This window comes from Halorientalis litorea, assembly GCF_023028225.1.
In the GTDB taxonomy this organism is placed as follows: Archaea; Halobacteriota; Halobacteria; order Halobacteriales; family Haloarculaceae; genus Halorientalis; species Halorientalis litorea.
Map to the genome: position 1 here is coordinate 1,864,125 of NZ_CP095482.1, position 25,434 is coordinate 1,889,558.

General features: G+C 62.1%; 27 protein-coding genes and 1 tRNA gene. 21 read left to right on the forward strand and 7 right to left on the reverse strand.

Annotated features, from left to right (window positions below; all coding sequences use genetic code 11):
* The first annotated feature begins 1 nt into the window (after position 1).
* The 5 genes from MUG95_RS10095 (at position 2) to MUG95_RS10115 (ending at position 3,269) form a co-directional block, all read left to right on the forward strand.
* A complete protein-coding gene (locus MUG95_RS10095) occupies positions 2–427 on the forward strand; it encodes a NusA-like transcription termination signal-binding factor (protein WP_247006287.1) in 426 nt (141 codons plus the stop codon).
* A gap of 101 nt (positions 428–528) precedes the next feature.
* Positions 529–957, forward strand: coding sequence for a 30S ribosomal protein S12 (locus MUG95_RS10100; protein WP_247006289.1), 429 nt, complete (start codon positions 529–531; stop codon positions 955–957).
* 1 nt (position 958) lies between these two features.
* Positions 959–1,573: a 30S ribosomal protein S7 gene (locus MUG95_RS10105; RefSeq protein ID WP_247006291.1), complete on the forward strand. Its 615-nt coding sequence runs from the start codon at positions 959–961 to the stop codon at positions 1,571–1,573.
* Positions 1,574–1,959: 386 nt separating this feature from the next.
* A complete protein-coding gene (locus MUG95_RS10110) occupies positions 1,960–2,703 on the forward strand; it encodes a hypothetical protein (protein WP_247006293.1) in 744 nt (247 codons plus the stop codon).
* 65 nt (positions 2,704–2,768) lie between these two features.
* On the forward strand, positions 2,769–3,269 hold the full coding sequence (locus MUG95_RS10115) for a DUF6114 domain-containing protein (protein ID WP_247006300.1): 501 nt from the start codon (positions 2,769–2,771) through the stop codon (positions 3,267–3,269).
* Positions 3,270–3,354: 85 nt separating this feature from the next.
* On the opposite strand, the gene MUG95_RS10120 is transcribed toward MUG95_RS10115, so the two are convergent.
* Complete coding sequence (locus MUG95_RS10120) at positions 3,355–4,104, reverse strand: DUF5781 family protein (protein ID WP_247006302.1); 750 nt, start codon at positions 4,102–4,104, stop codon at positions 3,355–3,357.
* 243 nt (positions 4,105–4,347) lie between these two features.
* Between MUG95_RS10120 and MUG95_RS10125 the strand changes: the two genes are divergently transcribed.
* The 3 genes from MUG95_RS10125 (at position 4,348) to MUG95_RS10135 (ending at position 8,335) form a co-directional block, all read left to right on the forward strand.
* Positions 4,348–6,534 (forward strand): elongation factor EF-2, encoded by a 2,187-nt coding sequence (locus tag MUG95_RS10125; RefSeq protein WP_247006303.1) that lies wholly within the window; start codon positions 4,348–4,350, stop codon positions 6,532–6,534.
* A gap of 175 nt (positions 6,535–6,709) precedes the next feature.
* Positions 6,710–6,937, forward strand: a complete 228-nt coding sequence (locus MUG95_RS10130) for a hypothetical protein (protein WP_247006305.1) — start codon at positions 6,710–6,712, stop codon at positions 6,935–6,937.
* Positions 6,938–7,027: 90 nt separating this feature from the next.
* Complete coding sequence (locus MUG95_RS10135) at positions 7,028–8,335, forward strand: DUF7405 family protein (RefSeq protein ID WP_247006307.1); 1,308 nt, start codon at positions 7,028–7,030, stop codon at positions 8,333–8,335.
* A 24-nt stretch (positions 8,336–8,359) separates the two neighbouring features.
* Here the strand turns inward: MUG95_RS10135 and MUG95_RS10140 are convergent, their stop codons facing one another.
* Positions 8,360–10,231, reverse strand: coding sequence for a CRTAC1 family protein (locus MUG95_RS10140; protein WP_247006308.1), 1,872 nt, complete (start codon positions 10,229–10,231; stop codon positions 8,360–8,362).
* A 138-nt stretch (positions 10,232–10,369) separates the two neighbouring features.
* Between MUG95_RS10140 and MUG95_RS10145 the strand changes: the two genes are divergently transcribed.
* From MUG95_RS10145 to MUG95_RS10185, 9 genes are all read left to right on the forward strand, one after another.
* Complete coding sequence (locus MUG95_RS10145; protein WP_247006310.1) at positions 10,370–10,810, forward strand: hypothetical protein; 441 nt, start codon at positions 10,370–10,372, stop codon at positions 10,808–10,810.
* An 82-nt stretch (positions 10,811–10,892) separates the two neighbouring features.
* The gene (locus MUG95_RS10150) at positions 10,893–11,417 is read left to right on the forward strand and encodes an amino acid-binding protein (RefSeq protein WP_247006312.1); all 525 of its coding nucleotides are present in this window, start codon (positions 10,893–10,895) and stop codon (positions 11,415–11,417) included.
* Positions 11,414–12,367 (forward strand): homoserine dehydrogenase, encoded by a 954-nt coding sequence (locus MUG95_RS10155; RefSeq protein ID WP_247006313.1) that lies wholly within the window; start codon positions 11,414–11,416, stop codon positions 12,365–12,367. The genes MUG95_RS10150 and MUG95_RS10155 overlap by 4 nt, the downstream gene beginning before the upstream one ends.
* Before the next feature lie 145 nt (positions 12,368–12,512).
* Positions 12,513–13,778 carry a translation elongation factor EF-1 subunit alpha gene (tuf, locus tag MUG95_RS10160; RefSeq protein WP_247006315.1) on the forward strand — a complete coding sequence of 422 codons (1,266 nt, stop codon included), beginning with the start codon at positions 12,513–12,515 and terminating at the stop codon, positions 13,776–13,778.
* Between the two features lie 3 nt (positions 13,779–13,781).
* Positions 13,782–14,090: a 30S ribosomal protein S10 gene (rpsJ, locus tag MUG95_RS10165; RefSeq protein WP_247006316.1), complete on the forward strand. Its 309-nt coding sequence runs from the start codon at positions 13,782–13,784 to the stop codon at positions 14,088–14,090.
* A 60-nt stretch (positions 14,091–14,150) separates the two neighbouring features.
* Positions 14,151–14,222, forward strand: a tRNA-Ala gene (locus MUG95_RS10170).
* A 269-nt stretch (positions 14,223–14,491) separates the two neighbouring features.
* Positions 14,492–15,049 carry an SWIM zinc finger family protein gene (locus MUG95_RS10175; RefSeq protein WP_247006318.1) on the forward strand — a complete coding sequence of 186 codons (558 nt, stop codon included), beginning with the start codon at positions 14,492–14,494 and terminating at the stop codon, positions 15,047–15,049.
* A gap of 196 nt (positions 15,050–15,245) precedes the next feature.
* Positions 15,246–15,893: a hypothetical protein gene (locus MUG95_RS10180; RefSeq protein WP_247006320.1), complete on the forward strand. Its 648-nt coding sequence runs from the start codon at positions 15,246–15,248 to the stop codon at positions 15,891–15,893.
* Positions 15,890–16,054 (forward strand): hypothetical protein, encoded by a 165-nt coding sequence (locus tag MUG95_RS10185; RefSeq protein WP_247006322.1) that lies wholly within the window; start codon positions 15,890–15,892, stop codon positions 16,052–16,054. The genes MUG95_RS10180 and MUG95_RS10185 overlap by 4 nt, the downstream gene beginning before the upstream one ends.
* Positions 16,055–16,177: 123 nt before the next feature.
* Here MUG95_RS10185 and MUG95_RS10190 read toward each other — a convergent pair whose 3' ends face one another.
* From MUG95_RS10190 to MUG95_RS10210, 5 genes are all read right to left on the reverse strand, one after another.
* Positions 16,178–17,275, reverse strand: coding sequence for a helix-turn-helix domain-containing protein (locus tag MUG95_RS10190; protein ID WP_247006324.1), 1,098 nt, complete (start codon positions 17,273–17,275; stop codon positions 16,178–16,180).
* Positions 17,272–18,069, reverse strand: a complete 798-nt coding sequence (locus MUG95_RS10195) for a DUF8125 domain-containing protein (RefSeq protein WP_247006326.1) — start codon at positions 18,067–18,069, stop codon at positions 17,272–17,274. The genes MUG95_RS10190 and MUG95_RS10195 overlap by 4 nt, the downstream gene beginning before the upstream one ends.
* Positions 18,066–18,737: a DUF8063 family protein gene (locus MUG95_RS10200; RefSeq protein ID WP_247006328.1), complete on the reverse strand. Its 672-nt coding sequence runs from the start codon at positions 18,735–18,737 to the stop codon at positions 18,066–18,068. Before MUG95_RS10200 ends, MUG95_RS10195 begins: the two co-directional genes overlap by 4 nt.
* A 12-nt stretch (positions 18,738–18,749) precedes the next feature.
* Positions 18,750–20,288 carry an Env/VP5 family phage fusion protein gene (locus MUG95_RS10205; RefSeq protein WP_247006330.1) on the reverse strand — a complete coding sequence of 513 codons (1,539 nt, stop codon included), beginning with the start codon at positions 20,286–20,288 and terminating at the stop codon, positions 18,750–18,752.
* 102 nt (positions 20,289–20,390) lie between these two features.
* Positions 20,391–20,798 (reverse strand): DUF8023 family protein, encoded by a 408-nt coding sequence (locus tag MUG95_RS10210; RefSeq protein WP_247006331.1) that lies wholly within the window; start codon positions 20,796–20,798, stop codon positions 20,391–20,393.
* 155 nt (positions 20,799–20,953) lie between these two features.
* Between MUG95_RS10210 and MUG95_RS10215 the strand changes: the two genes are divergently transcribed.
* From MUG95_RS10215 to MUG95_RS10230, 4 genes are all read left to right on the forward strand, one after another.
* Positions 20,954–21,580, forward strand: coding sequence for a tyrosine-type recombinase/integrase (locus MUG95_RS10215; RefSeq protein ID WP_247006332.1), 627 nt, complete (start codon positions 20,954–20,956; stop codon positions 21,578–21,580).
* Positions 21,581–21,582: 2 nt separating this feature from the next.
* On the forward strand, positions 21,583–21,780 hold the full coding sequence (locus MUG95_RS10220; protein ID WP_247006334.1) for a hypothetical protein: 198 nt from the start codon (positions 21,583–21,585) through the stop codon (positions 21,778–21,780).
* A 255-nt stretch (positions 21,781–22,035) separates the two neighbouring features.
* A complete protein-coding gene (locus MUG95_RS10225; protein WP_247006336.1) occupies positions 22,036–23,229 on the forward strand; it encodes a DNA cytosine methyltransferase in 1,194 nt (397 codons plus the stop codon).
* 117 nt (positions 23,230–23,346) lie between these two features.
* Positions 23,347–25,434, forward strand: coding sequence for an ATP-binding protein (locus MUG95_RS10230; protein ID WP_247006338.1), 2,088 nt, complete (start codon positions 23,347–23,349; stop codon positions 25,432–25,434).

A 25,434-nucleotide genomic window follows, 5' to 3' on the forward strand; every position in this document is an offset into this window, starting at 1 on the left:
GATGACGGTCACCCTCTCCGACCGAGAGCGTCGCTACATCGCGCTGTTCGAGGACGAAGTCGGCGTCACGATTCGGGACTGCGTGGTCGACGAGACGTACGACCGCGTCATCTTCGTCGTGAAAGCCGGCGAGATGGGTGAGGCCATCGGTCCGGGAGGGAAACACGTCGACCACATCGAGTCACAGGTCGGACAGCGGGTCGAACTCGTCGAGGACGCCGACACTGCCGAGGCGTTCGTCGCCAACGCGCTCGCGCCCGCGGCCGTCTACAACGTCACCATCAGCGAGAACGACGACACCGTCGCCTACGCCGAAGTCGACCACGACGACACCGGCGTCGCCATCGGTACCGACGGGCGCAACATCGAGGCGGCACGGACGCTCGCTGCCCGGCACTTCGACGTGGACGACATCCAACTCACCTGAGCCACACCCGTATCGCCGTCCGGCGGACTGTGAGTGTGCCACACGGCCGCCGGGTGCGAAAGAGGGAGTTTAAGTACCTTCACAGGATACGAACGTGTACTATGGCGAACGGCAAATACGCCGCGCGCAAGCTTCGCAAAGACCGCCAGCAGCACCGGTGGTCCGACTCGAAGTACGCGCGCCGGGAGCGGGGACTCCGCGAGAAGTCCGACCCCCTCGAAGGGGCCCCGCAGGGACGCGGTATCGTGCTCGAAAAGACAGCGGTCGAGGCCAAACAGCCCAACTCGGCAGTGCGGAAGTGCGTCCGGGTCCAACTCATCAAGAACGGCAAACAGGTGACTGCCTTCTGTCCGGGCGACGGTGCTATCTCCTTTATCGACGAACACGACGAGGTTACCATCGCCGGTATCGGTGGGGCGAAGGGTCGTGCGATGGGTGACCTCTCGGGCGTGAACTACAAAGTCGAGAAAGTGAACGGCGTCTCGCTCATCGAACTCGTGCGAGGCAACGCGGAGAAACCGGTGCGATAACATGTCCAGCGACGCACCCGAGCCGGACGCGCCTGCCGGCACCGACGAGGAAGAGAGTGCTCCCGCACAGCTGTTCGGCGAGTACGACGTGACCGACATCGAGTATCAGGACCCGAGTACGGAGCGGTACATCACGGTCACGCCCATCGCGCACACGATGGGGCGACACGCCACCAAGCAGTTCAAGAAGAGCGAAATCAGCATCGTCGAGCGGCTCACCAACCGCCTGATGCAGACCGACGAGAACACCGGGAAGAAACAGCAGGCGACGCGCATCGTGCGCGAGGCGTTCGCCATCATCGCGGACCGGACCGACGAGAACCCGGTCCAAGTCCTCGTGCGCGCGGTGGAACACAGCGCGCCCCGCGAGGAGACTGTCCGCCTGAAGTACGGCGGTATCTCCGTCCCGAAGGCCGTCGACGTGGCTCCCCAGCGGCGAGTCGACCAAGCCCTGAAGTTCCTCGCCGAGGGCGTCTACGGCGACTCCTTCAAGACGACGACGGACGCCGAGGCGGCACTGGCCCAGCAACTCATCGGTGCGGCCGACAACGACGTGCAGACCTACGCCGTCAACCAGAAAGAAGAGAAAGAGCGCGTCGCGGCCGCCGCGCGATAACTCGCCGACCCCTGCGGTCCGGTTGCGGCTCTCTCCCCTTTCCTTGCGATTTCCCGAAGCATCGCCCGTGAGTGGCGTCTCGGAGCCTCGCGTGACGCGTGCCGAGTATGTGCTGAAGGATTGTTATAAACCCCCGTGCATATCCGGGGAAATCTTGAGACGGATAAGTTTGTATTCTATCTAACGTCGTGGTACGAACAGACGAGTTGAGGCGGACCCTCTCACTGTGGCAGAGCCACAGTCACGCTTCACCCGGTCTTCCGGGGAGGAGACCGGTAGGCGTGCGTCCCGTGGTGTTGGGGGCCGGCGCTTGCACGCGTGTCGGCTGTTTCGGGGGTCGAACCGTGAGAACTCGTCGTGCCACGCGTGCAGAACGATAAGCAAACATGTACGATAAAGATACACTCGCAAAGAGTACTGGCGCATCGCTTGGGGTTGTCGCCATCGTCGGGATGCTGTTCATGAGTACCGGCATGGCGTTCGCAGCACCCATCGCGAACATCGGTGGGTTCCAGGTGCAGGCAGACACCGTCGAGGCGGACAACTTCATCCTGTACCCGGGTTCCGCGCAGACTTCGAACTCCGGAGACGTGGCCACAACTGACAATTACCCGATGGCAGTCAACGAGCTGGACAACGCGACGATTACCGGCTTCGCGCTGGTCAAGGAAATCGACGTTAGTGAGCTCACTAACAATAATGGTGGCCTCAGCGGCAACCTGTCGATTGTCGTCGCGTCCAACGACACGGTCACGGCCGATTCGATCCTCCTGAAAACGCCCGCGCTGTCAGCTGACGTTGGTGCGTTCAGTGGCCTGACCATCTACGAGGAGAGCACGAACGACCTCAACAACGCATTCACGCTGAAGGCCAACAAGAGCGTGAACCAGGACTTCCGGCTCGCCAGCGACTCGGAGGCCGCGGTCAGTGACCTGACCGGTTCCCAGTCCGGCCTGACCCAGGGTACGTCCAGCAACGCTGCTGTCTACCTAGAGAACGCTAACATCCAGGCTGCGTACCTCGTCACCAGCCAGATTACGCTGAACAACCTCGGCGTCGAAGTCTGGTACGACGGAGACGACGATGGTACCTACAACGTTGGCGGCGCGCCGAACGACCGCGGTGCGTAAGTTCGGCTGACTGCTAACTGACCACCTTCGCTTTTTTAGTACACGCACACACATACCACAGACACATGTCTCTCAGATCGAGATTCGTTCAGGCGGGGCTGTTCGTGGTGGGGCTGTTCCCGGAGCCGATACAGCGGCGGATTTTCGCGAGGACCGACCGGTTCAACGAGTGGCGCGAGGACCGGCCGTTCTGGGGCGGCGCGCTCCTCATGTTCGCCGGACTGCTGACGGCGTGGGCACCGATTCAGTTCTCGCTGGAACTCGCGCTCATCGGTTCGTGGTGGACCGTCGCGGGACTCCTCTTTGCAGTCGGGATGTTCCTCTCGGGTGCGTTCGCGCTCTCACGCCCCGACCTCGCGCGCTACTTCGGCATCGCCGGTATCGTGTTCTCGCTCCTCTCGCTCATCGGCGCGCTCGGCGGGTACCTCGTCGGGATGTTCATCGGCGTCTTCGGCGGGAACCTCTGTCTCGCGTGGAATCAACCCGAGGAACAGACGACGTTCGAGACGGAGACGGCCACCGACCCGTCCGACGAGGTGCAGTTCAGTTGGGAAGGCGACTCCTGACGCGGCGGCGACCGACCCTTTTCGCGCTCCGCGTGTGCGTTCGTGGCTGTCCGCACAGCCACGGCTGCGTGTGACGGACGCGGCGTCAGTCGGCGGCCGGTTCGCCGCCGAGTGCGTACTCTCGCGTCACGTCGACGAGTGCCTTCCGGTACTCGCTCTCGCCGGGGTCGCGGGCGAGCGAGCGGAACCGTCGTCGGAACTCCTCGAACCCGACGTTCGGGGCGTCCTCGGCGGCGGCGTGTGCGAGGTCGTAGAGGCGGTGGTCGTCGTCGACGAGGTCGTGGCGTTCGACCAGCGCGAGCGCGAACGCGGCGTTGACGGCGGTGATTTCCGGGTCAGACGCGGGCGTCCGCCGCGTCCACGTCGCCGGACTGTTCGGGCGGTCCGCGACTGCCGTGGCCAGACTCGATTCGAGGAAGGCGACGAGTTTGTCGGCGGGAGCCACAGAGAGCGTGATGTCGTCGGCGTAGATGTCTTTCATGTGGTTCGCTATCTGGTAGCAGTGCGTGAGCTTCCGCTGTTCGACGGTCCGTCCCGCGAGTGCCAGATAGAGGGCCTCCTCGGTCGATTGGGTATGTGAGGGGTGGTGCTGTTCGTTGCGGTGCATGTGCGCGTACTCGTGGAGCGCGAGTTCGCGGGCCATCGCGCTGCTGGCGGCTTGCCGGGAGATGTGGAGGTGGTGTGCCTCGTCGGTGTGGCCGGTCCACGTCCGTTCGTCGGGGCTGTCGTGGACGTGTACCGTCACGGGACGGTCGAGCCGGTACTCTGTCTCGAAGAGGTCCCCTGCCGAGAGGAACGGCTCCGTCGGTCCGGCATCCTGCACGCGTACATCCATATGTTATATGGCAAGGGTTAGCAGAGTATGACCTTTGCGCCGGTCAGGAACGGACGGGCCGGGCACCTACCCCCGCCGCGCCGAGTCGGACGGTCCGGAGTTCGCCGGGGCTGGCTTCGGGTGACTGTCCGAAATCGCTCGCGTTCCCGTACACGTCCGCTGCTGAGTACCGTTCTGTGGCGGCCGCTCTCCCCGGGGCAAACCACGTGACTTTTGACCCTGCTTGCGATAAGAGGGAGTATAATGGGCCGACGCAAGAAAATCGTACAGGAGTGTGAACGGCTGATGGACGTGCCGGAGAACATCCGGAACATCGCCATCGCCGCTCACGTCGACCACGGCAAGACGACACTGACGGACAACCTGCTGGCCGGTGCGGGCATGATTTCCGACGAGACGGCCGGCGAGCAGTTGGCGATGGACACCGAGGAGGACGAGCAGGAACGCGGTATCACCATCGACGCCGCGAACGTCTCGATGACCCACGAGTACGAGGACACGAACCACCTCATCAACCTCATCGACACGCCCGGCCACGTCGACTTCGGGGGCGACGTGACCCGCGCGATGCGTGCCGTCGACGGCGCGCTGGTGGTCGTGGACGCAGTCGAGGGCGCGATGCCACAGACCGAGACGGTGCTGCGGCAGGCACTCCGCGAGGGTGTCAAGCCCGCGCTGTTCATCAACAAGGTCGACCGCCTCATCTCCGAACTCGAAGAGGGGCCACAGGAGATGCAGGAACGGCTGACCGCGGTCATCCGCGACGTGAACGACCTCATCCGCGGGATGACCGAGGAGATGGACGACATCGACGACTGGACTGTCTCCGTCGAGGACGGCACCGTCGGCTTCGGGTCCGCGCTCTACAAGTGGGGGGTCTCCATGCCGTCGATGCAGCGCACCGGCATGGACTTCGGCGACATCATCGACCTCGAACAGGCAGACAAGCGGCAGGAACTCCACGAGCGGACGCCGCTCGCGGACGTGGTGCTCGACATGGTCTGTGAGCACTTCCCGAACCCCATCGACGCCCAGCCGATGCGCATCCCGCGCGTCTGGCGTGGCGACGCCGACTCCGACCTCGCCGACACGATGCGGCTGGTCGACGAGGACGGCGAAGTCGTCCTGATGGTCACCGACATCGGCGTCGACCCCCACGCCGGGGAAATCGCCGCCGGCCGTGTCTTCTCCGGCACCATCGAGAAGGGCCAAGAGCTGTACGTCTCCGGAACTGCGGGCAAGAACCGCATCCAGAGCGTCGGCATCTACATGGGTGGCGAACGCGAGGAAGTCGACCGCGTGCCCGCCGGGAACATCGCGGCCGTCACCGGCCTCAAGGACGCCATCGCCGGTTCGACCGTCTCCAGCGTCGAAATGACGCCGTTCGAGTCCATCGAACACATCTCGGAGCCGGTCATCACGAAGTCCGTCGAGGCACAGCGGATGGACGACCTGCCGAAACTCATCGAGACGCTCCAGCAAGTCTCCAAGGAGGACCCGACCATCCAAATCGAAATCAACGAGGACACCGGCGAACACCTCATCTCCGGGCAGGGTGAACTCCACCTCGAAGTCATCACCCAGCGCATCGAGCGCAACCAGGGCATCCCGGTCCACACCGGCGAACCTATCGTCGTCTTCCGGGAGGCACCGCAACAGCCCTCCCGTGAAGTCGAGGGCATCTCGCCGAACCGCCACAACCGGTTCTACATCTCCATCGAACCCCTCGACGACGACGTCGTCGAGACCATCAAACTCGGCGACGCGTCGATGGACATGCCCGAACTCGAACGCCGCGAGGCACTGATGGAGGCTGGCCTCGACAAGGACGCGGCCCAAGAGGTCGAGCACATCCACAACACCAACATCCTCATCGACGACACGAAGGGGATTCAGCATCTCAACGAGACGATGGAACTCGTCATCGAGGGCCTCGAAGAGGCACTCAACGACGGGCCGCTGGCCGCCGAACCAGTGCAGGGCGCGCTCATCCGCCTGCACGACGCCCGTCTCCACGAGGACGCCATCCACCGCGGACCGGCACAGGTCATCCCCGCAGTTCGGGAGGCCGTCCACAACGCGCTCATCGACGCCGAAATCCGCCTGCTCGAACCGATTCAGGAGGTCCGTATCGACGTGCCCAACGACCACATGGGTGCGGCCTCCGGCGAGATTCAGGGCCGTCGTGGCCGCGTCGACGACATGTACCAAGAGGGCGACCTGATGGTCGTCGAGGGCATCGCGCCCGTCGAGGAGATGATCGGCTTCTCCAGTGACATCCGCTCGGCCACGGAAGGCCGTGCGTCGTGGAACACCGAGAACGCCGGGTTCCAGGTCATGGCCGACAACCTCCAGCCCGAACAGATCGGCGAAATCCGCGAGCGGAAGGGCATGAAGTCGGAACTGCACGAGGCTATCGACTACTTCTAATCCACGGTTTCCAGCCGGGGGTATCCTCGGCGATTTCGCCGCCTGCGAGCACCTCGACTGCAAAAACGTCTGCGGCCTCGTTTCATCCGGTCACGTGAACATCGCGCCGCCGGCACGCGGACGCTCGCTCGCTTCGTTTGACCAGATTTAGGAGCGACCGCCACCAACGCTAGGTATGTCGTTCCTCTCGCAGGTACTGGACATCGTCATCGGTGGTCTCATCGCTGGCCTCACGACGTTCCTTCTGGGGACCGTCGTCGCCGACCAGCAACTCCCGGTGACTGTCGGCGTCATCCTCGCCAGCATGTACTACTTCTCGCGGAACCCGTGGGGTACGACACCCGAACAGGGCGAGGCGATAAACGCGCGGATAGACGCGGTGTACGAGCGTGTGCTGCCGTAGACCGGTCGCTCCGTCGCCGCAACTGACGCTTCGGTTTTACCAGTCGAGTGCCCGATAGGTATATTTTCATCCAGTATTTCTAGACGTGCAATGCCATGTCCGCACGCCTCGCCGGAGGTGCTGTCGGCACTCTCGCGGCGTGACTTCCTGAAGTCGGCACTGGCAATCGGGGGTGGGGGTGCGTTGAGTGCCTGCGTCGACCGGCGTGGGACGCCGGACGTGCCACGGGGGCCGTCGAACCCGTCCCGACTCCCCGACCGCCAGTTCGCGTGGAACCAGTTCCTCCCGCGGGACGCCCACGGGAACGTCGACCTGCCGGAACACCAGTTGCTGCTGTTCTTCGACTACGCGGGCGACGGTGTGCCCACGGACGCAGAGCGTGAACAGGTCGAGGCGACGCTCCGGGACCTCGAACGCGCGTACCAACCGGGCAACGGCGGTGCCAACCCGTACAGTTCGGCGGGGCGCGAGGCCCCGGGCCTGCTCTTCACCGTCGGCTACGCGCCGTCGTACTTCGACCGGTACGAAGGGGACCTGCCGGTCCCGTTGCCACGTCCCGCGGACACTCTCGACCGCATCGACGAACCGACCGACAGGGCGGCGTCTCACGAGGTGGGGATGGTGCTCGTCAGCGATCACGTACAAGTCCTCCTCGCCGCCGAAGAGGCACTCCGCGGCAACCTCGACTCGGTCAACGGTGTCGGCACGTCTGCCTCCTTCGAGGGGATACTCGAACGAGTCGAACGCCGCACCGGGTTTATCGGGCCGGGGCTCCCGGACGAGCGACTCGACACCGACGACGTGCCAGAGTCGTCGCCGCTCTCGATGGGGTTCAAGTCGAACTACCGCGACGGACAGGCGACCGAAGACCGCGTCACCATCCAATCGGGGCCGTTCGCCGGTGGTACCACACAGCACGTCTCGCGGTTGGAGTTGGACCTCGACCGGTGGTACGACAACCCCGACGACCAGCGCCGCGAGCAGATGTTCAGTCCCCACCACTCCGCCGAGGAGGTGGGGGAGGTGGGGCGACAACTGGCGGGGGACAGCGGTGTCACGCGCGAGACGGTCGACCGGACCGAGGCTGACGCCGAGGAGTACGGCGTGGTCGGCCACTCACAGAAGGTCGCCGCCGCCCGCGACGACAACTTCGAACCGACGATGCTCCGCCGGTCCGAGGGCGTCTCGACGGACGCCGAGACTCCTGGGTTCAACTTCACCGCACTGCAGCGACGCATCGAGCGGTTCGTCGAGGTTCGGCAGGCGATGAACGAGTCCTACGGCGTCGCCGATGACGACGACGGCATCCGGGGGTACATCGAAGCGACCAGCAGAACGAACCTCCTGATTCCGCCCCGTGAGTTGCGGGCGTTACCGCCAGCCGACCCGTCGGCCTGAGGTCGGCAGGCGAACGACTCGATTTCAGGCGTCGTCGTCCCCTGCCACGAACGGCAGGCGACGCTCGACGCCGTCCGGGCCGAGGACGTATCGGTGTCCGGCAGTGAGGTCGGTGTAGCGGGTCGTCGCGCCGTCGGGCCAGGCGACGGTTACGGTTGCACTGTCGGCGTCCCCGACGCCGAAGTGGAGCGTGCGGGTGTCCTGTGAGAGGAGGTCCGTCTCCGTGGTCCGAAACTTGGTCTGCTCGGTGCCGTCGGTGGTGAGCGTCACAGTCGCGCCGAGGGTCGGGCGGTCGTCGGCCCGGAGCGTCACCTGCACCGCGCCGCCATCGGCACCGACGTTCTCGTAGAGGCGGAAGCGGCCGTCGGCGTCGGCGACGAGAAGGTCGGCGTCGCCGTCCCGGTCGAAGTCGAAGTGTGCGAGTCCACGGCCGTCGGTCTGTTCGAACCCGGCGTCGTCGGCACGGACGGCTTCGAACCCATCGTCGACTCGCTCTCGGACGACGGGGTAGCGGTAGAACCGGAAGACGCTGTCGGCGTTGCGCAACTCGTCGCCGACGAAGTACCGAGAGAACTGTCTCGTCGCGTGGACGAGGTCCGCGTCACCGTCGTTGTCGAGGTCCGTGATGACCGTCGCCCACCCCTGTCCACCGCGACGGACGCCGTACTCGGCCGCCCGCTCACGGAAGGTACCGTCGCCGTCGTTGACCATGAGCGAGTTTCCGTGGAGGTGGTCGTTGTCGTCGGGGAACTCGTCCGCTACCGCGTCGGTCAAGAAGATGTTGGTGACGAACACGTCGGGCGACCCGTCGCCGTTCACGTCGGTCACCTCGGCGGCCATCCCGTTGCGGTTGGTGACCTCGCCCTGTCGCTCGCGGCGGAAGGTGCCGTCGCCGGTGTTCCGGTAGAACACGTCCTGATTGTAGTCGTTCGAGACGTACACGTCGAGGTCACCGTCACCGTCGAAGTCGACGCTGGAGGTGGCCAGCGTCCATCCCGACCCCGTCACGCCCGACCCGGACGTGGCGTCCGAGAACGACGTGCAGTCGCCGTCGAACAGGCGGTTCTGATAGGCGGTGTCAGAGTCGAGGGTCACGTTGTAGTCCAGGTAGCCGCCGGGTGAGCTGTCCCGCCAGTCGCCGTACTGGGCGAGGAAGAGGTCCGGACAGCCGTCGCCGTCGTAGTCGCCCGCCGTCGCCGCGTACGGCATCGACAGCTCCGGCAGGCCGACGTCACGCCGGGTGAAACGTCCGTTTTCGTTCTCGAAGACGACGGGACGGTCGTAGTTAGCCAGCAGGAAGAGGTCGGGCCACCCATCGCGGTCGTAGTCGAAGAAGACGGCACTTTGTATCGTGCGGTTCAGGCCGGCGAGACGGTCGGTACGCTCGAACGACCCGTTCCGGTTGTGAAAGAGAACGGGACGGTCACCGCCGACGAGGAGCAGGTCGGGCCACCCGTCGCGGTCGTAGTCGGCGACGTACGCACCCGAGTTGCTGACGAACTCTTGTTGGGAATCGTAGGTCGTCACGGCCTCGTACGACAGGCTCCGCGAGTCGGCAACCTCTCTGAACTGGATGCCCGAGTCGCGCTGTGGCTCGGACAGTGCGTCCCAGCTCTCGATGGGGTTTGGAGTACTCGTCTGTTGGTCCTGCTGTCCGCCGTACACGCCTCCCGCGGTCGTTTGGCGACTTTGCACGCCCGTCGCACCGACCCGCGTGGTACCGGTGCCGCGGTTTTTGTCAGTGTCCGGAGTTGACGGGGCTGACGGGGCCGACCGTGTTGGTTGCCCGGTGTCAGGCGTCTCGGCGACGGGGTTGACTGCCGTGAGGACGCCGAACGTCGCGGCGACGCCGACGACGACGAGGAAGACCAACCCTGCACTCCTCCGGAACCGCATTTCCTTCCATTGTGCCGTCTGTGTGCATGAATGTTGCGGGGTGTGGAACGAACATATATGTGAACTGGTCCCGATAGCTCCGGTCGATGTCGGGCCGACGTGTATCCCGGACCGGCCTGCAGTGGTGGGTTGGGGACGATGACTGACTGGTCGCCGTTGCTGGCACGGGGTGCCGGTGTCACCCTCGTCTTCGGCGGTGCGGTGAACCTCGGGACCGGTCTGTGGCTCGCGTCGCTGACTGGCAACGATGCCGTCTGGCAGTGGCTCCTCGCTGTCGCTATCGAACGGTACGGGGAAGCGGCCACGCTCGTGAACGGGTCGCTCGTGAGTGCCGCAGTGAACGTCGGTGCCCCAGCCGTCGCGGTTCTCCTCTGTGTCGTCGCCGCGGTGGGACTGTTCGGCGGGTGGGTGGTGTTTCAGGGGGGCGGTGGTCGCTGGCCGTCCGCGGCCGCCATCGTGGGGGCAGTGAACCCGCTCGTGGTACCCGTCTCAGCCGTCGCCGTCGTCTTCCTCTTCCTCTCTGACCGGATGGGGTCCGAGACTGACCGGGCGACCCCTGACGGAGCCGCGAACGACTGAATTTTATACCCGGCCGTCCGTGAGTTGCACGCATGACCGAGGACGGTGCTGTCAACCACGGCCGACGGGGGGTGAGCCGGGCGTGAGCGACGAAGTCCACGCCTACACCATCCGGCTCGAACTGGTCGACGAACCCGGCGAACTGCTCCGGGCACTCGAACCTATCGCCAACAACGGCGGGAACCTGCTGTCCATCTTCCACGAGCGGGGCAACCTCACACCGCGGGGTCACATCCCGGTCGAGGTTGACATGGAGGCGACGCCGGAGCGGTTCGACGACATCGTCGACGCGCTCCGGGACGCCGGCGTGAACGTCATTCAGGCCGGTGCCGAACGCTACAGCGAGGAGTTGACGCTGCTGTTGGTTGGCAATCTCGTCCAGACGGACCTCTCGAACACACTCTCGCGCATTCAGGACGGCACCGACGCGTCCGTGACGGACGTGGCACTCTCGGCACCGCAGGGAACCGACAACGGTGCGAGCGCGCGACTCCGACTGGCCACCCAGAGCGGCGAGACGGCGGCGGTCCTCGACACCATCCGCGAGGTGGCCGCCGAGAAGGACCTCCGCGTCGTCGAACCCCTCACGACGGGAGGTGAGGCATGAAACTCGCCGTCGTCGGGGCCGGTGTCGTCGGACAGTCCGTCGCCGAACTGGCGGGCGAGTACGGCCACACGGTCACGGCCGTGGCCGACTCCTCGAGTGCCGTCGCCGACGCGGACGGCATCGACGTCGACGCGCTCCTCGACCGGAAACGCGAGGAGGGGCGGGTCGGGAGCGAGGCACCGGACGCCGCGCTCGACGCCGAGTACGACGCTCTCGTGGAGGCGTCACCGACGACGCTGGGCGACGCACAGCCCGGATTCGGGCACGTCCGCGCCGCGCTGGAGCGTGACCGCCACGTCGTCCTCGCCAACAAGGGGCCGGTCGCCGAACGCTACGACGACGTGCGGGAACTCGAAGCCGAGAGTGCCGGCTCGGTTCGGTTCGAGGCGACGGTCGGCGGCGCGATACCCGTCCTCTCGACTGTCGAGGACTTCGGGCCGGGGAACATCACCGCGGCGCGCGGGGTGTTGAACGGGACGGCTAACTTCGTCCTCTCGCGGATGGCTGCCGAAGGACTGGGCTACGAACACGTCCTCGCCGAGGCACAGGACATGGGCGTCGCCGAAGCCGACCCTGCCTTCGACGTGGAGGGGACCGACGCCGCGCTGAAGTGTGTCATCCTCGCCAACGTCCTCGCACAGGGCGAGCGGACCTATCGGCTGGAGGATGCCGAAGTCGAGGGCATCACCGACGTGCCGGGAAGCGCGCTCGAACTCGCGGGAGCCGACGGCCGGACCGTCAGACTCGTCGGCGAGGTGTCGGGCGACACCGTCCGGGTCGGTCCGCGGCTGGTTCCCGACGGGAGCAGCCTCGCCGTCGCTGGAACGACGAACATCGTCCAACTGGAGACGGAGCGCGCGGGACGACTCAACCTCAGCGGTCGCGGTGCCGGTGGGCCGGAGACGGCGACGGCCGTCCTCTCTGACGTGGGCCGTCTCCCCGAGCGGTAACTACCCGCCGCTGGCGGGGTCGAATCGTGTGACACTCTGTCAAAACGCAAGACGGCGGCCGGACGATGTACACGGGGTATCGAAATGGTTTTAACTGCCACCACCAAAAGAGTCCGATATAGCGCCTCTGCGCGTGAGATAATCAATGAGCGACGAACGCCACCAGAATTTGGCCATCATCGGCCACGTCGACCACGGGAAGAGCACACTGGTCGGGCGACTCCTCTACGAGACGGGGAGTGTACCCGAGCACGTCATCGAACAGCACAAGGAAGAAGCTGAAGAGAAGGGCAAGGGCGGCTTCGAGTTCGCCTACGTGATGGACAACCTCGCCGAGGAGCGAGAGCGTGGTGTCACCATCGACATCGCCCACCAAGAGTTCAGCACGGACGAGTACGAGTTCACCATCGTCGACTGTCCGGGCCACCGCGACTTCGTGAAGAACATGATCACGGGCGCGAGTCAGGCCGACAACGCCGTCCTCGTCGTGGCGGCCGACGACGGTGTCCAGCCACAGACCCGAGAGCACGTGTTCTTGGCTCGGACGCTGGGTATCGACGAACTCATCATCGGCGTCAACAAGATGGACCTCGTCGACTACGAGGAAGGCCGCTACCGCGAGACGGTCGACGAAGTCACGGAACTGCTCAAGCAGGTGCAGTTCAACCCCGACGACGCGAAGTTCATCCCGATTTCGGCGTTCGAGGGCGACAACGTCGCCGACGACTCCGACGAGACGCCGTGGTACGATGGACCGAACCTGCTCAAGGCACTCAACGACCTGCCCGCGCCGGAACCGCCGACAGACGCCGACCTGCGGCTTCCGATTCAGGACGTCTACACCATCTCCGGTATCGGGACCGTCCCGGTCGGACGTGTCGAGACGGGGACGCTCAACACGGGCGACAACGTCTCGTTCCAGCCCTCGGACGTGAGCGGCGAAGTCAAGACCATCGAGATGCACCACGAGGAAGTCCCGAGTGCCGAACCCGGTGACAACGTCGGGTTCAACGTTCGGGGCATCGGCAAGGACGACATCCGCCGCGGTGACGTCTGTGGTCCGGCCTCGGACCCGCCGAGCGTCGCCGAGACGTTCCAGGCGCAGATCGTCGTGATGCAGCACCCGTCGGTCATCACCGCGGGCTACACGCCGGTCTTCCACGCTCACACGGCACAGGTCGCCTGTACCGTCGAGTCCATCGACAAGAAGATCGACCCCTCGACCGGTGAGACCGCCGAAGAGAACCCCGACTTCATCCAGTCGGGTGACGCTGCAGTCGTCACCGTCCGACCGCAGAAACCACTCAGCATCGAACCCTCGGCCGAAATCGAGGAACTCGGCTCCTTCGCCATCCGTGACATGGGTCAGACCATCGCGGCTGGCAAGGTCCTCAGCGTCGAGGAACCCTGACGCATGCAGCAGGCTCGCGTCAGGCTGGCCGGCACGAGTCCAGAGGACTTGGACGACATCTGTGACGACGTTCGCGACATCGCGAGCAAGACGGGCGTCACGCTGAGTGGCCCCGTGCCGCTCCCGACGAAGACGCTGGAAGTTCCCGCCCGCAAGTCCCCCGACGGCGAGGGGACGGCGACGTGGGAACACTGGGAGATGCGCGTCCACAAACGCCTCATCGACATCGACGCCGACGAACGGGCGTTGCGACAGCTGATGCGCATCCAAGTTCCGAACGACGTGTCCATCGAGATTGTCCTCGAGGACTGAACTGACGTTCGGTCACACCATCGTCGGAACCCGACCGCCCCCTCACGCGCGGGGCTTTGCGGGCTCGTAGATCAGCGGTAGATCGCTTCCTTCGCAAGGAAGAGGCCCTGGGTTCAAATCCCAGCGAGTCCATCCAACCCGCGCATCGTTGCGAAGTATCCGATTTTTCGGCGGTAGCAACCTCAACAAGCGTAGTTACATCGCTCGGCACCGACGAATAAAGGCCGGTTCTGAGCGAGTGACTAACGGTTCCTATTCCACCCCTTCGCCGTCCGGCACTCACGCGAAGGAAAACGGGGGTGTCGCGGCGTGAGGTACTGCGGCAGTTGCGGTACGAAACTCGTCACGGAAACCAGTCGGGGCGGCATCCCGCGGCGGGTCTGTCCGGAGTGTGGTGAGGCATGAGCCTCCAACCCCGTCAGTGGCAGGCCAGCGAGGACGGCCCGGACCTACTCCGCGGGCCGTCCCCGCTGTCGTTCCCCGAGGACTACACGTTCTCGACATCGTGGAAGCGCGCACAGACCGAGACGGACCACGGTGGGCCGGTCAACGACGCCGAACGCATGGTTCGCCTCTCCGACAGCGACGACTACCACCGCGTGCTGTTCGCCCTGATGGGCCGGACACTCGTCGCGGATTGTTCGTGTCGCGGCTACCAGTACCACGACTGGTGCGCTCACGTCGCTTCGCTGTGGTGGCAGTGGGTCCGGGGACGCATCGACGTGACACACCTCCAAACGGGACGCGAGTACCGCACGCCCCCGGCGTGGCTCTTGCTCGACGTACCGGGCGAGAGAGACGCCTACGACGCTCTCACCGCGGCCGAACTCGACGCGTACCTCACCTGCGACTGTGGCGGTGTCGGCGTCCGTGAGTACGCGCGTCGGTCCGGTCGGTCTCCCGGCACGGTCGGGAACCTGCTGGGGTGGGCGCGGGAGAAACTGGGGGTCGAGGTATGACACGAGTTCTGCGTGTCATACCGGCGAATCTGCTGAAATCGGTCCGGAGTAGCCTCAAGGCGGCCATTCGGTCCCGTGTCATACTCCCCCCGTGGGGGTGTCACATCGGTGGCCCCCCCGTGCGCTCCGGCACGTGGAAAATAGGGGGGACGCGCACGAGGGGGCGCGCACACGCTGGCCGCGGGTGGTGGTCGGCGTGACTCGCCACACTATCCGCGCCGACGGCGAGATTGACGACCTGCTACAGGACGCCGACAACAAGAGCGAACTCGTCCGCGAAGCCCTCCGGTCGCACGTCGACGGCCCGGAGACGGACACGGATGGGCTGACGGACCTACAGCGGCGTGGCTTGCTGACTCTGTTGGACCTGTCGATGCCGACCGACGGCCCGGCGGCCGGGACTATCGGCAAGGAGGTAGCCGAGTCACAACTGGCACAGCGGACCCAAATCGACAGCGAAGCCGTGGTTTCGCGGGTTATCAAGCCGCTGATGCGGGCGGGGTACGTGCGGATGGAACACGGACGGCAGTCGTTGAACGTCTACGAGACGCCGCGAGAGCGCGTGTATGATGGGGCCGATACGGAGTGGACGCCAGTCCCACAGTCGGGAGGGGCGGGCTGTGAGTCTAAACACGGCCTGCTGTCGGCCGGGACCGAGTGCCCCATCTGTGGCGACGAGGTGACAGGAGACGACGCCGACGACGACGAGCAGGAGGGCGGCGAGGAACCCATCTCACTCGACACGACAGCGACCGAGTGTGAGACGCCGGGCTGTACGGCCACGCTGTACGGCGGCGTCTCGACGTGCTGGGAGTGTCGCACCGGAACGGAGGGGTCGGCGTGACGCCGCTCCACGTCGGCCACACGACGACCGCGGCGGCCGGGAGCGACCCGGCGGCCCTCCTCCCGTTCCTGCTGGCGTGCCTCGTCGGAGGGTTCGCCGGTACACTGTTGTTGGGGGGAATGGCTCTCTGGATACGCCGGATGCGACGAGGACAGTTCTAATCCGGGCCGGAACCGGGAAAGCCCACCCCCGCGGTTCCGAGAAAACCCCTCATGGGCGCGTATTATTATGAGAATATACGCGGGGGTGGAAGTGGAACCGGGAGAGAGTGGCAGACGGCGCGGCTATTCGCCGTCGGGCTTTTCCGTGTGGTTGTACACCCACGTTTTCGACATTCCGACGATTTCAGCTATGTCCGTACCGCTCATACCTTCGTCTCTCAGACGTTGAGCGTGCTGTTCCTTCATTTCGTTTTCCACGTCGTCGGGGTTGCGGCTGTCACCGTCTTCGAGCGCGCCGCTCATGTCGAAGGTGGGTTCCTCGGTGGTGTCGAAGGTAATTCTCGACTTCGGGATGCCGTTGAAGGTCTGTTCTGGGCTTGTGGATTGGATTTCAGCACTGGAACTCACGAGACTGTCCCCGTAGACTTCGAGCTTCTTCTTCGAGGGCTTGTGAACGAACGCGCCGGTCTGAGCGACGAGGCGGCGGAGGTCTTTGTCCAAGTCCTTGATTGTCTGACCGATGAAACAGATACAACGCTTCGTCCCCGGCGGGGCGTCCCCCTTCCGCACGAGCTTGAGCAACGACGCGAGAACGTCGGCCTTCTGCTTGTCTGTACCCGTGCCGGTCAGTCCTTGACCAGTCTCGTCTACGAGCAAAAAGAAGTGGTCTCGGGACTTCTTGAATAGCGTCTCGACCTGTTCGTATGTCTCGACGTGTTCCACGCGGTCGTTCCGTTCGGCAGCGGATTCGAGATTCGAGAGAATCCGACCGCGGGTAATCATGTGCCACTCGTCGGCCGCGCCGTGGCCCCAGTCGGTCTTCCCGGCGTTCATCCCGCCGGTAACGAACATCACCGTCGCCTCAGAGACGAGCGTCGGATGCAACCACGCACGGTACGCACCGCTCCCGGCGTCTTTCTCGTGGTCTACCTGACCGATGCCGTACTGCATCTGCGAGACGTTCCCCTCGGTGACGGCGTCGGTGAGGGTGTCGGTCCCTTCGTTCCGGAGGATAGTCTGGTACAGTTCGCTCTCCGTTACGTCGTTCATGCCGGTGTGTTGGGTTGAGTCGAAGGCTGTGGCGAGCGTATTCAGTAGCTCCCGCGGACCGTCTCGGGGAACCATCCCAGCGTGAGGGTGAGTCTCGTCTACGTCGCCCGAGCGGATGCGCTCACGGAGGAACGCGGCCGCGTATGTCGTCTGTTCGCCGTCGTTGCTCATTCCGCACCCTCCGTAACAGTGGCCGATTCTCGCGGCGTCTCACCGTTCTCAGACGGCCCCGTGCTTTCTCCGTTCTGTGCCACCTGTTCGCCGTCGGCACTCTCCATGAGCTTCTGCGGGTCGGCTTCGTCGCCGAGTGCATCCTCGACGGCCCGCTCGATGTTCTCGCCGGAGTAGATAGACGCCGACTCGACTTCCCCAATCAGGTCGTTGAGGATGTCGTCGAGTGCCGAGCGAACGATACCGGCGAGCCGCATCCGAAGGGCGATACCCTGCTGGGCGCGTTCTTCGAGGGTCTCGCGGATTTCAGCGATACGCTCCCGGTCCGCGACGAGTTCCAGCGGCCGGGCGGACCCGCGCCACGTCGCTTCGGCGGTCATGCTCTCGCGGTCGAAGCTGGTACACTCGTACACCTCAACGATAGCGTCGGGCTGGTACAACTCCCCCTCTACGACTTCGACTTCGGCCCACGAGTCGGGCGTGAATGTCCACAGTTCGATGCCGTCACCGCCCTCCTTGACGACGAGAAGGAATATCCAGCGAATCGTTTTGAGCCACGAAATCACCTTCTTGGCGGGCAGGTAGCCGAGGCCGACGCCCGCGCCACAGGACAGTCCGGCGATGACGAGCGGACGCGGGACTGACGGGAGCGAGATACCGAAGTACCATACCGCCGCGAGGACGCCGACGGAGCCGAGTCCTATCCACGTCGAGTACGCCGCCAGCACGCCCTCGAAGAACTCCCGCCACGTGTACCCCGCTGAATCGTCCGGAACGTCGTGTGAGTCCGTCATAGGATACGGCGCACCTCCTTGTGTTCGCTGTCGAGTTCACGGCGCGAGAGGACCATAACGATGGAGACGCCGCCAGCGAAACCGCCGAGAGCGGCCAGTCGCGTCTCGCTCCACGTCGGGGGGCCGTCGAACCACGAGTTCGATGCGCTGACGATAGTGCCCCACGGGGCGGCCGACCCTTCGACGGAGACCGCAACGGCGGCCTGTCCGTTGGCCTTCGTCACGTCGACGCCGACGCGTATCTCGTCGCCGGGGTCGAGCGTCCGTTCGGTCTGGTCGGGTTCGCCGCCGGTCCCGTCCGACAGCCAACCAGCGTCGTAGACGGTCACATCGACTGACTCGCCGTGGTCGGCGGGAAGTGCCAAGTCGAGATACCCGCGGCCGTCGTCGGTCATGCCGGACCCGACGACACGGACGCCGCCGACGACAGCAGTGGCGTTGCGGTCCGTCTCGGTCTCCGGTTGGGGTTCGGGCGTCGGCGTTGGCGTCGGCGTCTCTGTTGGCGTCTCTGTCGGCGTCGTGACGGCCGTGATGTTCTCCGTGTCGGGGATGTCAACCGAGACGCCCGAGTCGGTGCTGTTGTTGGCGGGCGCGGGCTGTCCGACGGCCGCGCCGGAGGCGATACTACACGTGACGATAATCGCCGCGATGAGTGTGAAAAAACGCATTGTTGAGTAGTGTTAGTCGCGTCTTCGCCGGATTTCGTCCGGGATGCGGTTGATGGTCACACCGCCGCTATTGCCCTCTCTCGACCGGACGAGGAGGTACCCGCCGCCGAGGGCAAGCACGCCGATGATGATGGGACTGGGACCACCGCCGCCGCCGAATAGGCCACCGAGAAGGCCGTCGCTCCCCTCTCGAATCTCCTGTTGTCGCTGGTTGATTGCGGCGGACCGATTGGCGTAGGCGTCCATCTTGGCGGCGTAGCCGTTGATGCTGGATGTGTTCCAGTCCGCGGTTTCGTAGGCGACGGAGCCGTTCCGGTCACTCGACCCGTCGGGAAGTTGCCGGGACTGGATGGTGAACGGACTGTTGATGGTCTCCGTGCCGTCGTCAGTCACGAGATACTGGATGCCCTCAAGAGTCGCCGGGTCGTACTGTTGACCAAGCTGGAACTCGTTTCCCGAGGGTAACCCGTCGGACATGAGGATGCCCTGTTTGACCGACCCGTTGACCGAGACGTTCATGACGGTCGTGTTGGCCAAGCTGAGGGGCGTTTTCGCGCCTGCGGCCCGGAGCGTCGAGATAGCCCACGTCGAGGTGTCGTCTTCGGGGCTGTACTGTTCAGCCTGAAGCGTTGGGTCGATGAGGTCTTGAGGGCTGATTTCGCCGTTCTGGACGGCATCATACGCGCGGTCGGCGAAGGCGTCGAGTTCCTGTTCGGTGGTCGCCTCTTGATTTTTCAGTTTTTCCCACGAGGCAGTGAGGCTCTTGTTGCTGTTTGACGAGTACCAGATTGTGTGATGCTCGCCGTTGCCGTCCGGGTCGAGAGCCTTCAATTCAGAGAATTGCGTAGGGATGCCGGAGCCTGCGAGGGGGGCGTCGGTGGCTCCGGTCGTGAGAACCAGCAGTTTCATCTCGGCCTTCGAGCCGTTCAGTAGCTCGACTTGTGCGGTGGTGGTGTTCGGAGTGGGCCAGTCGTCAGTCGTGAGTTGACTGAAGATGTTACTGGTCCCGCCCGTGGCGTTGGACGACTCCCAGCGGGCGGCCTGATTGGCGACAGTCTCGACGATGATGTCGTTCTGTTTGATGAGTTCGGCCTGTTGGCGAGAGTACCAGTCTTCGGAGGTGTCGATGCCGTCGGTTTTGGCTTCAGCGGTACTCTTGCCCTCGTCCAGCGAGCGGATGATTGCGTTTTTGCCCTCGCTCCGGGCGATGGACGAGCCAGCCTCGGCGTTGTTCTGAATCGCCGTGGCCTGCAGGTCGGCCTGCTGGCGCATCGTTTCAGCCTGATAGTACATCTGCTGATGCGTCTCTTGGGCGTCGAGGCCCGCGAGTTCGTTGGCGGCCTGTGTGCCGGTTAGACAGTCCGTGACGGCACACGTAGCCACCGAACCGAGGGCGATACCGACACTCACCGCCGTGTCAGTAACCGCCCCTGCCTCTGCCTCTTGGACCGGCGAGGCAGGCCCGTCGTAGACGAGCGCGCCGCCCGCGGCCGTGCCGACCACGGCGAACGCCAGCAGGACCGACAGCGTTTGTCGAGTCAGTCGTCGCATTGGTCCACCTCCGTGACGGCCCGGCGAACCTCTCGGTCCGTCGCGCCGTCGGATTCGTGCCGGAGGATACCCGGCAGTAGTCTTCGTAGTATCATGCTTTCCTCACAGAATCCAGCCCATGACGAACTGTCCGGAGGTGACGGTGCCGACGTAGACGAGTCCCCACAGGTCCGCCGACTGGAAGAAGTGGGCGACGGTCGAGGGGAAGACAACCCAGCCAATCATGAGCGCGAGCGTCCCGAAGACGGCCCCCGCGTAGTATTGGTCGAGGTTCTGAACGTCGTCCCGGAGCGAGCCGAGAGAGGTGTTGTCGTTCGTGGCGACCGTCAGGACGATGGCGGCGAAGCCAAGCACCCACGCGGTACTGAGCGAGATGCCCGAGACAGTCCAGACGGTTTCGGCGAAGTTGACGCCGAAGAGGTCGAACGAACCGATGCCAGTGACGATGAATCCCGTCATCGACGTGACGACGAGAAGTGCGGTGTCGATAGGGTCGAGTTGCGTTTTCATTGTCGTATTAGTCGGTTAACCACCGACGAATACCACTAAGTAATTAACCGGGTAATAATCCTAGGAGCGCGGTGGAAGTAGAAAGGCAGATGTGAATGTTCGCTTCTGTTAAGCAGACCCGAACATTCGAATACCCTGAACCCGTGTGTCTTTATATGGGAACCACCTCGCAACCCCCCGGAGAACAGAAAACGAACATTCATTTCCTGAAGCCCCAGCAGGTCGAAGCGATGCGGGACGCCGCCCACGAGGGTCGGCACGGTCAACGTGACGACGCGATAGTGACCCTCCTCTACGACTGCGGGCTACGTCGCACGGAGTTGTCTGCCGTCGACCGCGGGATGCTCGACCTTGCCGACGGCGTACTCCGGCTCCCCACGCACATCCAGAAGGACTACCCGACCGAGGGAAGCCCCGACCCGGCGACGGTCGAACTTGACCCGGAGAACGACCTACGCACCGAGCGGACGCTTCGCTCGTTCCTCTCGACCCGCGACGACGACAGCCCCGCACTGTTCCCGTCGCGGAAGGCCGACCGGATGACCGGCAAGGGTATCAACGACGTGGTGAAGCGTCTCGCGGACCGTGCGGACGTTCGGCCCCACACCTTCGCCGCCCGCGGCGACAGCGGCGACGTGACGGCCCACACGCTCCGCCACAGCGTTGCCTACCGGATGCTCCACACCTACGACGGCTACACCCTCTACAACGTCAGGAACCGGCTTCGGCACTCTCGACTGGCGACGACAGAACGGAAGTACGACCACTTCGACACCGTGTAACGATGGACTCGATACAGGCAGTCCGTGACGTTCTCGAGGACGGTGGGTCGATGACGAAAACGAAGCTCCGGCGGCGGGTGGTGGAGCGGTTCGACGTGGACCACCGGGACGCACAACTGGCGATAGTGGAGCTGATAGACGACGGCGAACTCGAAGAACATCCCGAGTTTGATGGGGCTTACCGGCTCGTCGGTCCGTGAGTGTGGAAACACAAATACGAGACAAAAGTGAAGATACCGAGAAATTGGTGTGGCCGCAATAACGAACTGACTAAACGGAGATATACGCTGTATATTTTATACAGTATGGCTCACCAATTTCTGTAACAGACATATGCGTCAGACACAGGATGAGGTTTTATTTGCATCTCCATCACTACCATCTATACACCAACGATATCCGTGGACGTCGAATTTCCGAAAGGAATTTGGACGTCGACTACTAGACAATATACAATGAGCCGAGGTACAGTCGTTGATTTGTTCTGTGGTGCTGGTGGAGCATCGCTAGGTTTCGTTGAAGCTGGCTTCGATGTCATTGGAGCTGTTGACATCGATGAAGAAGCCCGTGAAACCTACCGGAAGAACCTCTGTGATGACGATTTGGTTGAGTTTGACGAACCTATGCCAGCGGACCTGACGGAGACATCCTTCAATGAGATACGAGAGTTCTTCGACATTGAAGAAGGCGACGTTGACGTTATCTGTGGGTGTCCCCCCTGCCAGAATTTCAGTTCTCTTCGGGATACCGAACCGTGGGACGAAGACGAACCCAAGGATGAACTTCTCCGCGAGTTCGTCAGTTTAGTACGAGAAGAAAAACCCGACTTGGTGTTCTTCGAGAACGTTCAGGGTATCCTGACTGCTGGTGACGAGAAACCAACTACCTATATCGATTGGTTCAAGCGGGAGATGCGAGATATGTCACGGGAAGACGACGAATCTGATGCTGGGTACGGAATCAATCTCAAAGTAGTGAATGCCGCGAACTATGGTGTCCCACAGAACCGGCGGCGTACCATTGGTATTTGTGTGTATGGCGTTGAAGACGAGGAAATCGTATTTCCCGAACCCACCCATGCAGAAAAACCCGACGAAGAGAGCAATCTCGAAGAGTGGGTGACGGTGAACGAGAAACTTGACCGCGATGACCTGAAACAAGACCTCAATCTGGGGCAGAAACAGGTCGGTCTTGATGGATATCCCGATGACCCCGGCCATCGGTCTCGACGACACAAGGACGAGACGGTTGAGTTCATTAAGGCGATTCGCAAACACGGTGATAGCTGGCGAGACCTTCAGGGAACAGAGGATGAGGATAAAATCCGGGATTGCCATCAGAATCTTACTGACACTGGTGCGGGGGCCGCTTATGGGATTATGAATGGTGACGACATCGCACCGACGCTGACGACACGATGTGCGACAATCAGCAGTGGCCGGTTCACACACCCTGAAGAAAACAGGAGCCTCACCTTCCGAGAAGCCGCCTTGCTTATGACCTTTCCTCGATGGTTTGAGCTACCGGAATACAACAAGCCTGCCGAACGTGTGGTAGGCAATGCTGTTCCACCAAAACTTGTGGCGAATCTACTTCGTGATAGGTATAGCCCCTCCTGTGACGAAAAAGAACAAAAAGCAGTAATTTAGGAACACTCGGCGGTCCTTCTCGTTGTGACTGTTGCTGGGGATGTCTTTTCCTGATATTGTCTTGACCTTCTGTTTTAGAAAAATGTTTAGTGATGCCCCCTCCGTGGTACGAACAATATGCCCCAAGCCGGTGAGGAGACCGACTCTTCGGATTCAGACGCACGCTACACAATGGACATTGAAACCACCATTGTGGACAAACTTGGAATAAACCTGTATGACAAGGTCTCCGCTGCCGTTGCTGAACTGATTGCGAACTCGTACGACGCTGATGCTGAGGAAGTGAAGGTCAAACTACCACTGGGGAAATATCTCGCTGTTCACACCGACGAAGGTATCAAACAGAAGGGTTGGGATGTCGTGATAGTTGACGACGGCCACGGTATGACCCCTAAAGAAGCGGACGACCTTTTTCTCCGAGTTGGACGCGACCGCCGAGAAGATGGCGAGGAAACGAGTCGAGAGAAGGATAGGAAGGTGATGGGGAGGAAAGGAATCGGTAAACTTGCACCGTTCGGTATTTGTAATAAAATAGAAATTCTCTCAGCAGGCGGTGACCCCGAGCAAGACGAATATGAAGTGTCTCACTTCATGATGGAGTATGACGAAATAACTGACCGGTCTGAGGAAGAAACAGAGAAATACAAGCCGAAGCCGCTTAAAAATGACGGCGAAACTACCGATAATCGTGGAACAAGAATCAAACTCCACGATTTCAATGTCAAGATGGTTCCAAAGAAAGAGACTCTGGAACGTCGTCTTGGTCAGCGGTTTGCAACTGGCACTCAGGATTTTGAGGTAACTGTTATTGATAATAAAGACGACGACCCCGAAGACCAATTCCATCTCTCAGATACTAAGCCACCACTTCAGGAGGGCACTGAAATAAACCTCGACAATACTCCAGTTGAATTTGAGGGTAAAAAGTACCAAGTTGAGGGTTGGATGGGATTAGCACAATCGTCCTACAATGATGAATTTGGTGGTGTAACAATCTATGCAAGAGGGAAATTGGCCTCAAACACCCGAGACTTCGGACTTCCGGCTGGATTCACCGGAGAGTTTGTTGCCCGATCATATCTTGTAGGTGAAATCCACGCAGACTGGCTTGACAGGGATGAAGGGCCGGATATGATACAGACCCACCGTCAGGATATCTTATGGAATTCGGAACTCGGACAAGCTTTCAGTGAATGGGGGAAAGACCGAGTCAAGGAAGTAGCGAAATCCGGCAAAGAACCCCGGCGAGAGAAAGTGAAGAACGAATTTTTAGAAAAATCGAAAATCCGGGACAAAGCGAGCCAGAGGTACGAAAAAGAGGGTATTCAGGATGCTGCTGTGGAACTCGGAAAGAGTCTCGGGCAGTACGCAAACGAAGACGAGTTAGAATTTGAGGAATATCTGGAAGATTTGACGAACTTTGTTCTACAAATTGCACCACACAAACACCTTGTTGATACACTCAATGAGATTCGGCAGCGGGCTGAGGAGGGGGACATTGAACCTGAGGATTTGATTGAGCTATTCGAATCCACTCATGTTGCTGAAATAACGTCCTATGGCCAGATAGCTCAAAACAAGGTCAACACAATTCGGGTTCTTGAGGATAAAATCAAAGGATATGATGAGAATGAAGACGAACTGCATGAAATTATTGAAAGTTCACCTTGGCTAATTGACCCCACTTGGCAACCACTTTCGTCGGAAAAAAGCATTAGCACCGTCAGAAATGCGTTTGAAGACTGGTACGAGGGAAAATATGATGAAGAAATAGAAACGAGCGCGATGGAGGACTTAGATAGAAAGAGACCTGATTTCGTGATGTTAGAAATGAGGGGTGCAGTCCGGGTTGTTGAAATCAAAAAGCCCGGGTACACCTTCGAAGACAGTGACTTTGACCGATTCAGGAACTATGTTCAGGTGTTTGATGATTTCTTCGAACAAAACTCGGAGTTTAGAGAAGATTTCCCGGACGAAGCTCGCTTCACAATAATCGCTGATGACCTTGACTTGAGTCCCATATACGCTGATTCGTACGAAAACCTAACTGAGAGCGGTCCAGTGACCGGAAGAAAATCGTGGCAGGATTTGCTGGACGATGCCAAAAAGCATCATCAAGACTTCCTTGAGGCGGAAGAGCAGGTTCCAAAAGTGGAAGAAGATGCCTTTACAGGGATATCTACGAGGGTGGAGAGAGATAATTAG

Bases quoted from the DNA above. Each gene is read 5' to 3' on its own strand.
- MUG95_RS10095 (WP_247006287.1), top strand. From the start codon at position 2: ATGACGGTCACCCTCTCCGACCGAGAGCGTCGCTACATCGCGCTGTTC.
- MUG95_RS10100 (WP_247006289.1), top strand. From the start codon at position 529: ATGGCGAACGGCAAATACGCCGCGCGCAAGCTTCGCAAAGACCGCCAG.
- MUG95_RS10105 (WP_247006291.1), top strand. From the start codon at position 959: ATGTCCAGCGACGCACCCGAGCCGGACGCGCCTGCCGGCACCGACGAG.
- MUG95_RS10110 (WP_247006293.1), top strand. From the start codon at position 1,960: ATGTACGATAAAGATACACTCGCAAAGAGTACTGGCGCATCGCTTGGG.
- MUG95_RS10115 (WP_247006300.1), top strand. From the start codon at position 2,769: ATGTCTCTCAGATCGAGATTCGTTCAGGCGGGGCTGTTCGTGGTGGGG.
- MUG95_RS10120 (WP_247006302.1), bottom strand. From the start codon at position 4,104: ATGGATGTACGCGTGCAGGATGCCGGACCGACGGAGCCGTTCCTCTCG.
- MUG95_RS10125 (WP_247006303.1), top strand. From the start codon at position 4,348: ATGGGCCGACGCAAGAAAATCGTACAGGAGTGTGAACGGCTGATGGAC.
- MUG95_RS10130 (WP_247006305.1), top strand. From the start codon at position 6,710: ATGTCGTTCCTCTCGCAGGTACTGGACATCGTCATCGGTGGTCTCATC.
- MUG95_RS10135 (WP_247006307.1), top strand. From the start codon at position 7,028: ATGCCATGTCCGCACGCCTCGCCGGAGGTGCTGTCGGCACTCTCGCGG.
- MUG95_RS10140 (WP_247006308.1), bottom strand. From the start codon at position 10,231: ATGCGGTTCCGGAGGAGTGCAGGGTTGGTCTTCCTCGTCGTCGTCGGC.
- MUG95_RS10145 (WP_247006310.1), top strand. From the start codon at position 10,370: ATGACTGACTGGTCGCCGTTGCTGGCACGGGGTGCCGGTGTCACCCTC.
- MUG95_RS10155 (WP_247006313.1), top strand. From the start codon at position 11,414: ATGAAACTCGCCGTCGTCGGGGCCGGTGTCGTCGGACAGTCCGTCGCC.
- tuf (WP_247006315.1), top strand. From the start codon at position 12,513: ATGAGCGACGAACGCCACCAGAATTTGGCCATCATCGGCCACGTCGAC.
- rpsJ (WP_247006316.1), top strand. From the start codon at position 13,782: ATGCAGCAGGCTCGCGTCAGGCTGGCCGGCACGAGTCCAGAGGACTTG.
- MUG95_RS10175 (WP_247006318.1), top strand. From the start codon at position 14,492: ATGAGCCTCCAACCCCGTCAGTGGCAGGCCAGCGAGGACGGCCCGGAC.
- MUG95_RS10190 (WP_247006324.1), bottom strand. From the start codon at position 17,275: ATGAGCAACGACGGCGAACAGACGACATACGCGGCCGCGTTCCTCCGT.
- MUG95_RS10195 (WP_247006326.1), bottom strand. From the start codon at position 18,069: ATGACGGACTCACACGACGTTCCGGACGATTCAGCGGGGTACACGTGG.
- MUG95_RS10200 (WP_247006328.1), bottom strand. From the start codon at position 18,737: ATGCGTTTTTTCACACTCATCGCGGCGATTATCGTCACGTGTAGTATC.
- MUG95_RS10205 (WP_247006330.1), bottom strand. From the start codon at position 20,288: ATGCGACGACTGACTCGACAAACGCTGTCGGTCCTGCTGGCGTTCGCC.
- MUG95_RS10210 (WP_247006331.1), bottom strand. From the start codon at position 20,798: ATGAAAACGCAACTCGACCCTATCGACACCGCACTTCTCGTCGTCACG.
- MUG95_RS10215 (WP_247006332.1), top strand. From the start codon at position 20,954: ATGGGAACCACCTCGCAACCCCCCGGAGAACAGAAAACGAACATTCAT.
- MUG95_RS10220 (WP_247006334.1), top strand. From the start codon at position 21,583: ATGGACTCGATACAGGCAGTCCGTGACGTTCTCGAGGACGGTGGGTCG.
- MUG95_RS10225 (WP_247006336.1), top strand. From the start codon at position 22,036: ATGAGCCGAGGTACAGTCGTTGATTTGTTCTGTGGTGCTGGTGGAGCA.
- MUG95_RS10230 (WP_247006338.1), top strand. From the start codon at position 23,347: ATGCCCCAAGCCGGTGAGGAGACCGACTCTTCGGATTCAGACGCACGC.